The sequence below is a fragment of the Natranaerovirga pectinivora genome, from assembly GCF_004342165.1.
GTDB lineage: Bacteria > Bacillota > Clostridia > Lachnospirales > DSM-24629 > Natranaerovirga > Natranaerovirga pectinivora.
Map to the genome: position 1 here is coordinate 85,929 of NZ_SMAL01000002.1, position 14,516 is coordinate 100,444.

The 14,516-nt window shown below is 32.8% G+C and carries 11 protein-coding genes and 1 riboswitch; of the genes, 9 read left to right on the forward strand and 2 right to left on the reverse strand.

The window, feature by feature from the left end; genetic code table 11:
• Nucleotides 1-198: 198 nt before the first annotated feature.
• A riboswitch (glycine riboswitch) is annotated at nucleotides 199-288 on the reverse strand.
• Between the two features lie 267 nt (nucleotides 289-555).
• A complete protein-coding gene (locus tag EDC18_RS02955; protein WP_132250139.1) occupies nucleotides 556-1,389 on the reverse strand; it encodes an NAD-dependent epimerase/dehydratase family protein in 834 nt (277 codons plus the stop codon).
• A gap of 215 nt (nucleotides 1,390-1,604) precedes the next feature.
• Here EDC18_RS02955 and EDC18_RS02960 point away from each other — a divergent pair, with 215 nt between their 5' ends.
• From EDC18_RS02960 to EDC18_RS02995, 8 genes are all read left to right on the forward strand, one after another.
• A complete protein-coding gene (locus tag EDC18_RS02960; RefSeq protein WP_132250141.1) occupies nucleotides 1,605-2,588 on the forward strand; it encodes an aldo/keto reductase in 984 nt (327 codons plus the stop codon).
• Nucleotides 2,589-2,636: 48 nt separating this feature from the next.
• Nucleotides 2,637-3,824 carry a class I SAM-dependent rRNA methyltransferase gene (locus tag EDC18_RS02965; protein ID WP_132250143.1) on the forward strand — a complete coding sequence of 396 codons (1,188 nt, stop codon included), beginning with the start codon at nucleotides 2,637-2,639 and terminating at the stop codon, nucleotides 3,822-3,824.
• A gap of 152 nt (nucleotides 3,825-3,976) precedes the next feature.
• Nucleotides 3,977-5,086: a cysteine desulfurase family protein gene (locus tag EDC18_RS02970; RefSeq protein WP_132250145.1), complete on the forward strand. Its 1,110-nt coding sequence runs from the start codon at nucleotides 3,977-3,979 to the stop codon at nucleotides 5,084-5,086.
• 23 nt (nucleotides 5,087-5,109) lie between these two features.
• Complete coding sequence (locus tag EDC18_RS02975) at nucleotides 5,110-5,934, forward strand: tRNA 2-thiocytidine biosynthesis TtcA family protein (protein ID WP_132250147.1); 825 nt, start codon at nucleotides 5,110-5,112, stop codon at nucleotides 5,932-5,934.
• Nucleotides 5,935-6,118: 184 nt separating this feature from the next.
• The gene (gene cls / locus EDC18_RS02980) at nucleotides 6,119-7,648 is read left to right on the forward strand and encodes a cardiolipin synthase (RefSeq protein ID WP_243115047.1); all 1,530 of its coding nucleotides are present in this window, start codon (nucleotides 6,119-6,121) and stop codon (nucleotides 7,646-7,648) included.
• 292 nt (nucleotides 7,649-7,940) lie between these two features.
• Nucleotides 7,941-8,879: an AAA family ATPase gene (locus tag EDC18_RS02985; RefSeq protein ID WP_132250151.1), complete on the forward strand. Its 939-nt coding sequence runs from the start codon at nucleotides 7,941-7,943 to the stop codon at nucleotides 8,877-8,879.
• Nucleotides 8,880-10,088, forward strand: a complete 1,209-nt coding sequence (locus EDC18_RS02990; protein ID WP_132250153.1) for a DUF58 domain-containing protein — start codon at nucleotides 8,880-8,882, stop codon at nucleotides 10,086-10,088.
• A gap of 3 nt (nucleotides 10,089-10,091) precedes the next feature.
• Nucleotides 10,092-12,455: a transglutaminase TgpA family protein gene (locus tag EDC18_RS02995; protein WP_132250155.1), complete on the forward strand. Its 2,364-nt coding sequence runs from the start codon at nucleotides 10,092-10,094 to the stop codon at nucleotides 12,453-12,455.
• A gap of 69 nt (nucleotides 12,456-12,524) precedes the next feature.
• On the opposite strand, the gene EDC18_RS03000 is transcribed toward EDC18_RS02995, so the two are convergent.
• Nucleotides 12,525-13,079, reverse strand: coding sequence for a cupin domain-containing protein (locus EDC18_RS03000; RefSeq protein WP_132250157.1), 555 nt, complete (start codon nucleotides 13,077-13,079; stop codon nucleotides 12,525-12,527).
• Between the two features lie 169 nt (nucleotides 13,080-13,248).
• Between EDC18_RS03000 and EDC18_RS03005 the strand changes: the two genes are divergently transcribed.
• A complete protein-coding gene (locus tag EDC18_RS03005) occupies nucleotides 13,249-14,436 on the forward strand; it encodes an aminotransferase class I/II-fold pyridoxal phosphate-dependent enzyme (RefSeq protein WP_132250159.1) in 1,188 nt (395 codons plus the stop codon).
• The last annotated feature ends 80 nt before the right edge of the window (nucleotides 14,437-14,516 follow it).

Here is a 14,516-nt window from a genome sequence, read left to right on the forward strand (position 1 = left end):
TTTTAAAGCTTATCTATGTAAAAATAATTTGTAGCCAATCGCCTCCATTTCCTATTATGTTTTGGAAAGATACTACTTAAATTAGAACTCAAAAAAAAGACTAAAGAATTAACTTAGTCTCTGGGGTTTAAGATTTTTCAAAAGGAAAAAACTATTGCATAACTAAAAATAGTTACTACCAATAGTATCCTACCTATATGAAAATTCTCTGTCCTTTTACCTGAGAGTTTCACCTAAAAATTAGGCTTTCCCCTTCGGTGCTCAATGAGTCTCTCCAGAGTTTCGTCCAATAACGGTTTACAAAGAATGTATTCCACTATCTTCATTCGAAGTTTATAAAATTATTGTGTATGAAAGTATGATTTTAAAATTTGTTTACAGGGATTTGAAAATCATGCTTTCAACGCAGCTCGTGTCTCGTGCAAAGCATGATTCATAAGCTTCGTTAATATGTATATTAATTTTACCATGAGTCCCTTTAAGGAATCAATGTAAATTTTAAAATTTTATAAATCTTATTGTACCCCCTACTAGAAAGTAAGGGGTACAAGCTCATTATTGTTCTTGAACATAATGTCTCCAAAAATGTATAGGTTGCCAATCTAGTAATTCTTTGGCTTTTTTATTACTAAGCAATGTATTGAATCCTTCAATAGGTTCTCTTAAATCTTCTACATTAGGATAACATGTATTCATAAGCTCTTTATTATCTACAGACATGCTTGTATCGTCTGCAGCAATATTTAAAATAACTGCACCTAGACCATCTTTTTCAATGGCTAAACGACAAGCACTTCCAACATCACGTGCATCAATATAACTCCATAAAATATTTTTTCTTTTTTGGGCTTCAAAGCTAGGGAATCTATTATAATCTTCTGGTTCCATAACATTACCAATTCTTAGGGAAACAATTTGCATGCCTGTCTTACGATTAAACATTTCAGCTGTTTTTTCATTTAATATTTTAGATAAAGCATAGCTATCAATAGGGGATAAAGGATGTTCTTCATCCATAGGGACATAATTGGGGCCTGTGTATGCTAAACCATAAACAGATTCACTAGAAGCAATAACAACTTTTTGAATGCCTAATCCAGCCGCGGCTTCAAGAATATTATAAGTTGACATTACATTATTTTGAAAAACCACTTGACTTGTATAGCCTCTTGGCCTTGGTATTGCTGCTAGGTGTACCACTGCATCAGCACCTGTTAAGGCATTAAATACTTGTCCCAAATCAGTTAAATCAACCTTTATGGGAGTGCCTAAATCATCAGGTCTTGCATGAACATCTACATTAATGACTTCATACCCTTGTTCTAAAAATTCTTTCACAACCCATCTGCCAGTTTTGCCATTTCCACCAGTTACTACAACTTTTTTCATACAAATCTCCTTTATATTTTAAGTGTAATTTCATAAATGAGTTCACTTTATAATGGGTTACATTTTATCATACCTATTCAAAATTTTAAAGGAGTTTGGTAAATGAAAAAAATCTATTAAATAAGCAGTTGATGATATTATGTCTGGTAAAAAATGATATAATAAGTTTTATAGTGATAACGTAGGAAAATACTTATATAAGGAGAATAAGAATTATGAATTATAAAACAGTAGGAAAAACAGGAATACAAGTTTCTAATTTATGTTTTGGTTCAATGTCCTTTGGTAAAAATGCTGATGAGGAAATGTCAAAAGCTATGTTTAAGCGCTGTCGTGAAGTAGGTATTAATTTCTTTGATACGGCAAATGCTTATAGTAGTGGACGCTCTGAAGAAATACTAGGAGAATGTATCTCAGAGTGTAGAAATGAGATCGTACTTACAACAAAAGTCTATTCTCCAATGGGAAATGATATCAATGCTAGAGGGCTTTCACGTCGTCATATAATGCTTGAAGTTGAAAATAGTTTGCGACGCTTAAAAACCGATCGAATTGATTTCTATTTTGTTCATAACTTTGATGAGAATACACCAATGGAAGAAACCCTTAAAGCACTAGATGATCTTCAAAGGCAAGGAAAGATACTTTATCCTGCTGTAAGCAATTGGGCAGCATGGCAAATGGCTAAGGCCTTAGGACTTGCTGCAAAAGAACAACTTGCTCGCTTCGAATTAACACAACCGATGTATAATTTGGTTAAGCGCCAAGCAGAAGTAGAGATTTTACCTTTTGCCCTTTCAGAACAAATGGGGGTTATATCCTATAGTCCTCTAGGTGGAGGTCTCCTTACAGGTAAATATGGTGTAAACAAACGACCAAATCAAGGCAGACTCGTTGAAGAGAAAAGATATACAGATCGATATAATGATGAAATGAATTTCGTTGTAGCAGAAAGATTTAGTGCATATGCTGCTGAACATGGGATTAAACCAGCAACCCTTGCTGTTGCTTGGACCATGTCTAATCCAGCAATAACGGCTCCAATCATTGGTGCAAGAAATTTAGAACAACTAGAGGATTCTCTTGCAGCTATGAATGTCAATATGACGCCTGAATGGCGTAAAGAAATATCCTCATTATCTATTACCCCAGCTCCAGCAACAGATCGTGGAGAAACATTATTATCAGATTGGAAATAGTTTTTATGGAATTGCTGTGGTAAAATGGTAATACAAGGAGTTGAGACAATGACAGAGATTAGAGCACAGAAAAAATATGACAACAAATACAAGGAGGGGTTTCCACTATTAAAGGAATCCTTCATTAACTATAATGCATCAGTATATAAAGAAGGTAATATATTCACACTATTAGATCACAAGGGTCAATTTATTGCTAAAGGTTATTTTGGCAACCAGAACAAAGGTATTGGGTGGCTATTGTCCTGGAAGAAAAATGAACATATTGATAGAAACTTTTTCAAAAGCAAAGTAAGTGAAGCTATAAATAATCGAAGTGGATATTATCAAGATACCAACACAACTGCTTTTAGAGTCTTCAATGGAGAAGGTGACGGAGTTGGTGGAATGACCATAGACTATTTTGATGGGTATTACCTCTTCAATTGGTATAGTGAGGGCATTTATACTTTTAGAGATGAAATTATTGACATGCTTTGTGAACTTGTAGATTATAAAGGCATTTATGAGAAAAAAAGATTCAATGAAAGTAGAGATGATTTAGATAAAGAGGACTTTGTAAAAGGTGAAAGAGCAACTTTTCCACTAATCGTTAAAGAAAATGGTGTTAATATTGCTGTAAACCTAGATGATGGACCTATGGTAGGGGTTTTTCTTGATCAAAGGGATGTTCGAAAAGCCCTTATGAGTAAATATGCAAAAGGTAAGACAGTTCTTAATACATTTTCTTATACAGGCGTTTTTTCTGTTTTTGCCCTAATGGGCGGTGCCAGTATGACTGAAAGTGTGGATTTGGCAAAACGCAGTACCCATTTGACCATTGAACAAATGACAATCAATGGGATAGATGATAGTAAACAGTCAATCGTCGTTATGGATGTTTTTGACTACTTTAATCGTGGCAAACAAAAAGACAAGGATTTTGATATTGTTATTCTAGATCCACCTAGTTATGCCAGGTCCAAAAAACATACCTTTAGTGCAGCTAAAGATTATGCTCAACTGATATCAAAGGCACTGGATATGACATCAAAAGAGGGTATGCTTATCGCTTCTACCAATCATAGTGCACTAAAAAGGGAAAAGTTTTGGGAAATGATCCAACAAGGATTCGCTGCTAGAGGTGAAAAAGCTGAGATTGTAGAATCTTTTGGTTTGCCTAGTGATTTTCGTGTTAACAAGGCACTTAAAGAAAGTGATTATCTAAAGGTTTATTTTCTAAAAAGACGTAAATAAAATGATCGTTATAAAGCAGCACTTATTGACAAGCATTCCATTGGGGTGCTTGTTTTGGCAAGTTTAAAATGATTTATTTAAATACAGTTGAGAAATCTACAAAGTTCTTGTATAATGAGTGTGTTTAAGTAGGTAATAGAAAGGAATATAGTATGATATATCTTGATTATGCTGCGAATACCCCTGCTAGTGAAGCAGTTATTCAACGCTTTATGAACTGTGAAAGAACTTATCCAATGAATCCTAATTCAAATAATCCTTTGGCAGAAGAAGCAAAAAATCAATTAAATCAAGGGAAAGAAGCAATAGCAAAATGTTTGCAAATACAACCTCAAGAATTAATTTTTACGTCATCAGGGACGGAATCCAATAACCTTGCCATTAAAGGTATTGCAAAGGAATATGGGGCAAGAAGAAAGCATATCATTACTAGTTTTTTAGAACACTCATCTGTTTTAGGTCCTATTGAACAATTGGCAAAAGAAGGCTATGAAATTGATTATGTAGATATTAATCAACAAGGTCAAGTAGATATAGCCCATTTAAAAGGTTTGTTACGAGAAGATACATTATTGGTAGCCTTATGCCAAGTGGATAGTGAGATGGGGATAATACAAGATATTGAAAATATAGGCCGTGTCATAAAAGAGGAATCTTCTGCATTTTTCCACATAGATGGTACCCAAGCTGTGGGTAAGATTTTTCAATCATTAAAATATGTGGACAGTTATACTTTTGCAGGACATAAAATCTATGGCTTAAATGGAAGTGCTGCTTTGGTATTAAAAGAGAATGTTATTATAGAACCATTACATCACGGAGGTTTAAGCATATCGCCATTTCGTAGTGGTACGCCATCCTTAGGGCTAATTGATGCATTAGCATTTGCTCTTAGTGAGATTGAAAAAAATCGTGACAAAAACTTGGCATATGTAACAAGTCTAAATGAAGAATTAAGAAGTTTTTTTAAAGGGTTTGATTTTATACGAATCAATTCCACTGATCAATCAGTACCTTTCATATTAAACATTACATTAAAGGGTATTAAAGCAGAAGTGGTAAAAAATGAATTAGCAAAGAAGAATATATATGTATCAACTAAATCAGCTTGTAGTTCGCCGTACACACCATCTAGAGCAGTTTTTGCATTAACAAAAGATAAAAAAGGCGCTACATCAACATTAAGAATTAGCCTAAGCCATTTGACCACAAAGGAAGAATTAGAGGCATTTAAAACTGCCTTTAAGGATAGTGTCAAATAGGTTTATAGAATAGAGGGAAAGAAATGAACCGAGCACAAGAAGTTGAAAGAAGTATAAATAAAACTTTTAAAGAGTCCATATGGTCTAAGTTTTTAAAAGGCATTAAAACATATGATCTAATCCAAGAAGGCGATAAGATTGCCGTTTGTATTTCAGGTGGAAAAGATTCTATGTTATTAGCAAAATGTATGCAATTGCTTCAAAGATACTCTATTTACCCTTTTGAAATTGAGTATTTGGTAATGGATCCAGGATATAATCCTATCAATCGTAAAAGAATAGAAGACAATGCAAAGATGTTAGATGTCCCTGTTAGAATTTTTGACACAGATATTTTTGAAGTTGTTGCATCTGTAGATGAAAGTCCATGCTACCTATGTGCAAAGATGCGAAGAGGCTATCTATATAAAAATGCAAAAGATCTTGGGTGTAATAAAATTGCATTAGGACATCATTTTGACGATGTAATAGAAACCACTTTAATGAGTATGTTTTATGGCTCTGAGATAAAAACCATGATGCCTAAACTACATAGTCAAAACTTTGAGGGAATGGAACTTATTCGTCCTTTATATATGGTGAAAGAGGCGGCTATAATTGAATGGATGAAACACAATGATTTAAAATTCATTCAATGTGCTTGTCGTTTTACTGAGAACTGTGTATTAGATGGACAAGGTGGGGGCTCTAAAAGAGGAGAGATGAAAGCCTTGATTAAAAAGATGAAAAAAGAAAATCCATATGTGGATATGAATATTTTTAACAGTACCCATAATGTGAATATGGATACCATTCAAGGATATCGAAAAAATGGAGAGAAGCATAGCTTTTTAGAAGAGTATGAATAAGGTTGACAGGTTGAACCATTTAATTTAAGTAAAGATTTAAAATAAGGTTTTATTTTCAAAGCCTTATTTTTTTAATGCTAAGAAGTTACAAATTGTATATTGTATAACAACATGATATAATTTTACCAACTAAGAATTAATCACTGTATTTTGAAAATTTTCTAAACACTAGAGGGATATTTTGATGAAAATACTAAAAATCATTAATAATAGAATACTTATAACATCAGTAATACTGTTGGTACAAATGGTATGGTTTATAATTTTCTTAATAAGGCTCACAAGGTATTATGCATGGGTGAGTGCCATCTTTTCAATATTAAGTATACTCATTGTTTTATATATCATTAAAAAGGATGATAATGCTTCTTTTAAGATTGGATGGATTATTCTTATTATGGCATTGCCATTATCTGGAGCCCTTTTTTATCTGTTTTTTGGAAATAAAAGGGCATCTAAAGCGATGCATGCTCGCCTAAGTAAAGAATATGAAAAAACAATAGAACTGATAAAGGTAGACCAAGGGGTTTTAAATGAAATAGGTGATATGAGTGAGCGTGTTTTAGGAACAGCTCGGTATATACATAACAAAAGTTTTTTCCCTATTTATAAAAACACAGCAACGACCTACTATCCTCTTGGGGAAACAATGTATGGAGATATGTTGTTGGAGTTAGAAAAGGCAGAGCGTTTTATTTTTCTTCAGTATTTTATTATTGAAGAAGGAAAGATGTGGGATGGTATTCTTAATATACTTACTAAAAAAGTGGCAGAAGGTGTAGATGTTCGTTTAATATATGACGATGTAGGATCACTTTTTGTATTGCCTAATGACTTTAGTCAAAAAATGGAGAGAATAGGTATTAAATGTATGGCTTTTAATAAGGTTAGGCCAATCCTTTCTGTGATTCTTAATAATCGTGATCACAGAAAAATATTAATCATTGATGGGCACACAGCGTTTAATGGTGGTATTAATCTGGCAGATGAATATATTAATGAGAAACTAAAATTTGGGCACTGGAAAGACACAGGCGTCCGATTAAAGGGGGAAGGTGTTTGGAGTTTTACATTGATGTTTTTAGAAATGTGGAATGCTTTTAAAAAAAGCAATGATGTATTAGAAAACTTTAAACCTCCTATTAAGAACATACAGAGTAATGAAGATATAGGTTATGTACAACCATTTTCAGATTCACCATTTAATAATGAAGCAATTGGTGAAAATATCTATATAGAGCTCTTATCTCAAGCAAAACGCTATGTTTATATTTTTACGCCCTATCTTATTATAGATAATGAAATGAAGTCCGCCCTTTGTATGGCAGCAAAAAGAGGTGTGGATGTAAGAATCGTTACCCCCGGTATCCCAGATAAAAAAATTGTATTTAGACTTACAAGATCCAACTACTTGCCATTGTTAAAGGCCGGGGTTAAGATTTATGAGTATACCCCTGGTTTTATACACGGGAAAAGTTACGTCTGTGATGATGAGCTTGGGGTTGTAGGTACAATCAATATGGATTATCGTAGTTTATATCTCCATTTTGAATGTGGCACCTTCTTATATAAAACACCTTCAATTATGGATCTGAAAAAAGATTCCCTTGAAACAATAGATAAAAGCAAAGAGATTAAAGTAAATAATTGCAAACAAGGACTTTTTGGAAGTTTATTTGATGCAGTGCTTAGAGTCTTTGCACCTCTTTTTTAATAAACAAAGGGCTGGAATATATTTCCAGCCCTTTGTTTATGATTTTGAACCTTTCTTCCAAGGGTTCTTTCAACGAAGCTTGTGTCTCTTGCGAAGTAAGAGGCATAAGCTGAGTTAATATATTACAGATAATCAACAATAATGGTAAATTATAGAGTTTTACAGAAAGTATTGTATATGGTCCTTAGAATAGGTAAAATTAATTAGAGAAATATGATTAGCCTTACTAAGTTTAGTACAAGATTTAACTATGAAAGAATTTATATTATAGATTGACCTTGAGAGGTGTAAGATGAATAATTCCTATCATTTGAATAGAATAGTTGAAAACATTGAAAAAGTTATAATAGGTAAAAGAGAAATCGTTGAGTTAGTGGTAATTTCAATGGTCTGTAATGGACATGTTCTTATTGAAGACGTACCTGGCGTGGGAAAAACCAGCCTTGTATCCGCGCTGGCAAAATCAATAGATGCAAGTTTTAAGAGAATCCAATTTACACCAGATATTCTACCGTCAGACATTACAGGGTTTACATTATTCAATCAAAAGTCTGGAGAGTTTGAATACCGAACAGGCTCAATTATGAGTCAAATAATTCTTGCAGATGAAATAAATAGGACATCTCCTAAAACCCAAGCAAGTTTACTTGAAGTGATGGAGGAGAACCAAGTTACTATTGACGGGAACACATATAAAGTGCCCCAACCCTTTATGGTGTTAGCAACACAAAACCCTGTGGAATATCTAGGAACATATCCTTTGCCTGAGGCACAGCTAGATAGATTTTTTATAAAGATATCATTAGGCTATCCATTAGCAGATGAAGAAAGTAGAATATTATCTGAACTCCAACTTAAAAACCCAATGCACTCACTTAACCCAGCTGCAAAAAGTAGTGATATTGCTGCTATACAACAAGAGGTTAAAAATATCCATGTAGATAAAAGCTTATGTGATTATATTGTAAATATAGTAGGGGAGACACGTCGGAGTCCTAATATATTACTAGGTTCAAGTCCAAGAGGTTCCATATCTTTATTTAAAGCTGCACAAGCTTGGGCTTATTACAATAATAGGGCGTATGTTATTCCTGATGATATTAAAAAAATGGTGGTGCCAGTACTTTCACACAGGATACTTCTAAAGCAAGAAACAAAACTTAAAAAACTCCGAGCGGAGGATATACTGGTATCAATATTAAATAATATAAAAATTCCAGTGGTGAAATAAATGAAAAGAAATAGGGTACTATATATCAGCCTTCTTATTTTAGCATTTGTTTTTGTATATTTTCATGGTGGCAGAATACCATATATGTTATTTTACACGGTTATTGCTCTTCCTATTGTATCATTTGTTCATATATTTACCGGTTATTTTGTGTTTAAGTATAATCAAAACATTGATACCAGTACAATTGTTAAGGGTGCCAAAGTAACCTTAAGTCTTTGTATTGTAAACAGAGGATTGTTTATTCTTCCCTATGTAAAAATTAGATTTTATAATGGGGGAGGTGCATTAATACCCGAACCCAGTATAAAAAATCTATTTATACACCCCTTTAGCAAGAGAGAATTGTGTTTTGAACATCGGTTCAAATATAGAGGTGCTTTTGATGTAGGCGTAAGTGATATAGAAATACAAGACTTCCTTGGTATTTTTAAATTTGTAAGAAGAAATAAACGACCTTTGAAAGTAACTGTTTTACCAAGGGTTGTAGATATTGATAGTATTGGTATAAATATTCAAGACTTACCTGACCAAATATCAAATTCAGGTAATTTTTATGAAGATGTTTCTGTTATTGATGAGATCAACAAATACAATTATGGGGATAGTTTAAGAAAAGTACATTGGAAACTTACTGCCAAAGTTAATGAATTAATGGTTAAAAAATATGAAAGTACTTTTGGAGCAAATGCAATATTTATTGTTGATTTAACAAGGGTTGTTTCTGATCCAGCTAAGAATGCTTTTATTGAGGACAAACACATAGAGGCTGTTGTTTCTGCTTTAAGGTGTACTTTGAAAAATGGTGCAAATGTGAGATTTATCTATTATGACGGGGCGTTTTTAAGTTATGATTGCAATAATCTTGTAGATTTTGAAAATATCTATCAAGCTTTTGGAAAAGTTACCTTTAATCAGGAAATTAGCTATAAAGATATTATTTATAGTCAGGTAAATAACAGTGGGAGTAAGCCTGATATTTTTCTTTCTACCTCAATCGTGGATCAAGACCTTTATGAGACCATATGCAGGATAATGTCAAGTGGATATCATATAAGTCTGATCTATGTATCACCTGAAAAAATTACAGGAGAAAAAAAACTGGGTGTTGAACAAATACTATCTGAATTATCAGGAGCAGGTATAAAAGTTTATAACATAAATATAGGTGATAATCTAAAGGACATTTTTAATGACAGAGGGGAGTAGACAGTGAAGGCATTTAAAAACAGTTTTATTGACTATAGTGTAAATTTATTAATAATGGTTTTTTTAAGTTTTAGTTTTGTTTTTGCAAATACAGCTACCTTAAATATGACTTATGGCATAAAAGATGTGTTTATCTTTGTAGGCATATCATCTATTCTATGTACAATTGTGTTTTGGAACAAAATATCATTAATAATTACTGTGATTTCTTCAATTCTTGTTGTAATAGGTGGTTTTATTTACTTTCTTAATAAACCGATAGCCTTTGAAGAGACTTATAGTAAGATAGAACCTATGTTTCTATGGGCTATAAATTATATTAATGGAGTAGTACCCCTTAATCTTGAATATGAAAAATATTTATTAGTGGTTTTAAGTATTACTATATCTATAGTTGTATATCTGTTTTCTGTAAAAAGATTTAATTTCTATGTTTTATTAATTGGTGGGCTTACTCTTTTCTCAGTACAATGGATTTTTGATTCTTTTGTAAGCTATCTTTCATTTTATACTTTTGTTTTTTTGATTTTAATTTGTTATTTTAAACATATTTATATAAAAAATACCAATGTTAGTGAAAGAAATTCATACACAGCCCCTGTTGCCTTTTTACTTTTCTCCATACCTATTTGTGGGCTAGTATTCTTACTTGCTTATCTGATGCCGTCAAGTGATGCACCTCTTGATTGGAGTTGGATGGATTCTACAATAGAATCGGCCCAAAACTATGTTCAAACAAGACTTCGTATGTCAGAGGACACCACCTTAAGTTTTGGATTTGGAGATGAAAGCTCATTGCTGGAAGGAAATATATCGTTAGATGATACCCTTGTAATGACAGTGGATTCTCCTGTAGGAAGTCTATATTTAAAAGGGGCAGTTAGAGAGATATACACAGGGGTTTCCTGGGAAAGCCAACAATCTGAAGTGACTACCCTTGGTCAGAATGTTCAATTGGATGGTTTTAATGATGATTTGTTTGAGTTTTCACAGGGGAGTAAAATTATAACAAATAATATGGATATACTTAATGAGTTTTATAATAAAATATCAATAGATATTACCTATGAAAATCTATTAACCCAAAGTATAATAATACCTTCAATGACTGAAAGTATTATATTTGATTCAGATCCAATAAATCTAAATAAGAATTCCTATGGTATACTTTCTAGTGATGATTTTCTGAATCAACAGTTTAAGTACACAGTGGAGCTATATATCATAAATAACAACAATAGAGTTGTACAATTATTGAGAAACAGTAGTAGAGGGGCTTACAAGGGATATCTTCAAAATTCATCGCCAAGAGGTAATCGTCAGTTAAGAAGGGATATTGAAAGACTAGAAGAAGTATCAAAGGATGTATACAATAGATATCTTCAATTGCCAGATAAACTGCCAGAAAGAATTAGAGATTTAGCTATTGAATTAACATCATCTACAACCAATGATTATGATCGAGTAAGATCTATAGAGACATATCTTTCAAATAACTATAGATATACTTTAGAGCCAGGGAACATCCCGAAGGATCGTGATTTTGTAGATTATTTCTTATTTGATTTAAAGGAAGGTTATTGTATTTACTACGCATCAGCAATGACAGTTCTTGTGCGTTCATTAGGAATTCCGGCTAGATATGTAGAAGGCTATCTTTTACCAGCTCATCCAGTACAAGGAACAACTTATAAAATTACAAATGGTCAAGCACATGCATGGGTTGAAGTATATTTTGAAGGATTCGGTTGGATTCCTTTTGAACCAACATCGTCATATTCAGAAGATTTATATGAGGCAGTTGAGGAAATATTAGGAGAAGAGAGTGGTATTTTCCAAGAGGAAAATATTGAAGAAGAGATAGTGGATAATGGATTAATGAATAATGAGGTGTTTTCTGAGGCAATTGATACACTATCCAACACATATTTTGAAAGAGACAGTACTAAAAAAAATTCAAAATTTATACTAAAAATAATTGTAGTGTTTATACTTTGGATACTTATAGTGCCTAACTTAAGGAGATATTTACGTCTGTATAAAATACAAAAGCTTATGCCAAAACAAAGTGTCATTGAGGTATACAGTTATTTATTAAAAATTCTATCACTTCAAGGGTTTGAAATAAAACCAGGAGAAACACCACTCCAATTCTCAGCACGTATAGATGAGAGCTTTAAAATAGAAGCTATAAGCTATAAAGAAATAACAGAAATATTCATAAAAGCCCGCTATAGCAATATGCCTATAGATGGAAAAGAAAAACAGGTTGTTAAGAATTTTTATTTTACATTTCCAGGGTATTGCAAAAAGAGGTTAGGGTTGATGAAATACTTTGTATACAAAATTTTTACTGGACTGATATAGTTAGAAATGCCTCTACAGTAGTTGATATTACTGTAGAGGCATTTTTTTGGGCTTTAATAAATATTGCCTTTAATGGTCATCATCTGCTTTTGTTTCATGAACGGTACCATGTGGGTGTTCAGGTGGTGCGTAAATAGAATATAATTTAAGTGGTGTATTACCAGTATTGGTTAGATTATGCCATTTACCTGCAGGTACAAACACAGCAAAGTCATCATAAACTCTTTCTTCATAATCCAACTGATCTTCTGTATCACCCATTTGAACAATCCCTTGACCTTCTTCTATACGTAAGAATTGATCATGGTCATGATGAACCTCTAAACCGATATCATCTCCAACATCTATACTCATCAAGGTTAATTGTAAATAGTCTCCTGTCCATAAAGCAGTACGAAAAGTGTTATTTTCTTTAGTGATTTCCTCCATATCCACAACATAAGGTTCTGGGCCATAATCCATAAACATTGTATATTCTTCTTCTATATCTTGGTCATACATTGACATATTCACGGTGTTACGATATGAATGGATACTATAATCAAGGTTCATATTTTGTGAGTAAAATCTTTGTGTATTAAGGTAATAAGGATATGAAAAATAAGACTTATAATTATTATACATAGGTTTCTTCCTTTATAAAAACTTTATAATAGTATATGCCTATTTTTTAATAGAGGTGATTTGGTTCGGTTTGTACAATTATTTAATTTGAAAACTATGGTATAAAACTCAAAATTCAAGTAGAATAGTACATAACATTAATATTTTATATGGAGAAGGAGTAAATAGTATGCAGTTCGCAAAGAGGATGAATCAATTTGGAGAAGGTATCTTTACTAAATTGTTGGATATAAAAAGAAAGCGATTAGAAAACGGGGAATTGGTTATTGACTTAAGCATAGGGACACCTAATATACCCCCAGCAAAACATATCATAGAAGCTTTATGTACATCAGCTGCAGATGAAAACAATTATATATATGCTATTAATGATCAAGATTCTTTACTAGAGGCAGTGAAGTCATGGTATAAAAAAAGATATGATGTTGAACTAGATCCAAAGACAGAAATATGTTCCCTTTTAGGGTCTCAGGAAGGGCTTGCTCATATCTCATTAACCATTATTGACGAGGGGGATACAGTATTGGTTCCTGATCCATGTTATCCTGTATTTGCAGATGGACCACTTCTTGCAGGCGGGCAATTGTATTATATGCCACAGAAGAAAGAGAATGATTATATCATTCAATTAGAAGATATTCCAGAAGAGGTAGCTGAAAAAGCAAAATTAATTCTAGTATCTTATCCCAATAATCCTACTACGGCTATGGCACCAGATAGTTTCTATAGAGAACTAATTGAATTTGCAAGAAAACACAATATTATTGTAATTCATGATAATGCTTATAGTGAGTTAGTGTATGATGAAAGAAGAGCAGGTAGTTTTCTTGCGTTTCCAGGGGCTAAAGAAGTAGGTGTTGAATTCAATTCCTTATCTAAGACATATGGATTAGCAGGAGCACGAATAGGTTTTTGTGTTGGTAATAGTGAAGTTGTGGCTCGTTTAAAAATGTTAAAATCAAATATTGATTATGGTATGTATTTACCTTTTCAAAAAGCAGCTATAGCGGCTATTACAGGAAGTCAAGAATGTGTAGAAGAAACGAAAAAGGCCTATGAAAAGAGAAGGGATATTCTATGTATGGGCTTTAAAAAAATCGGATGGGAAATAGATAAGCCAGAAGCCACAATGTTTATCTGGACAAGAATCCCTTATCATTATGAAAAGTCGGAAGATTTTGCTATGGATATGATAAAAAAAGCAGGGGTTATTGTAACCCCAGGAAGTGCTTTTGGTCCATCAGGCGAGGGTTATGTAAGATTGGCTTTAGTCCAAGATGAAGACGCATTGAAAAAGGCCATACAAGCGGTACATAAAAGTGGGATATTAAATCAGCCGATGCCTCTTACTACGTAAGAACCATAAGCTTCGTTGAAAGTGTAATTTTATATCCAAATTATTAACTAGAACTCATTAGAGTATAAAATGAGTTCTAG

Excerpts from the sequence above, each read along its gene's own strand:
- EDC18_RS02955 (WP_132250139.1), bottom strand. The coding sequence starts at position 1,389 with ATGAAAAAAGTTGTAGTAACTGGTGGAAATGGCAAAACTGGCAGATGG.
- EDC18_RS02960 (WP_132250141.1), top strand. The coding sequence starts at position 1,605 with ATGAATTATAAAACAGTAGGAAAAACAGGAATACAAGTTTCTAATTTA.
- EDC18_RS02965 (WP_132250143.1), top strand. The coding sequence starts at position 2,637 with ATGACAGAGATTAGAGCACAGAAAAAATATGACAACAAATACAAGGAG.
- EDC18_RS02970 (WP_132250145.1), top strand. The coding sequence starts at position 3,977 with ATGATATATCTTGATTATGCTGCGAATACCCCTGCTAGTGAAGCAGTT.
- EDC18_RS02975 (WP_132250147.1), top strand. The coding sequence starts at position 5,110 with ATGAACCGAGCACAAGAAGTTGAAAGAAGTATAAATAAAACTTTTAAA.
- cls (WP_243115047.1), top strand. The coding sequence starts at position 6,119 with ATGAAAATACTAAAAATCATTAATAATAGAATACTTATAACATCAGTA.
- EDC18_RS02985 (WP_132250151.1), top strand. The coding sequence starts at position 7,941 with ATGAATAATTCCTATCATTTGAATAGAATAGTTGAAAACATTGAAAAA.
- EDC18_RS02990 (WP_132250153.1), top strand. The coding sequence starts at position 8,880 with ATGAAAAGAAATAGGGTACTATATATCAGCCTTCTTATTTTAGCATTT.
- EDC18_RS03000 (WP_132250157.1), bottom strand. The coding sequence starts at position 13,079 with ATGTATAATAATTATAAGTCTTATTTTTCATATCCTTATTACCTTAAT.
- EDC18_RS03005 (WP_132250159.1), top strand. The coding sequence starts at position 13,249 with ATGCAGTTCGCAAAGAGGATGAATCAATTTGGAGAAGGTATCTTTACT.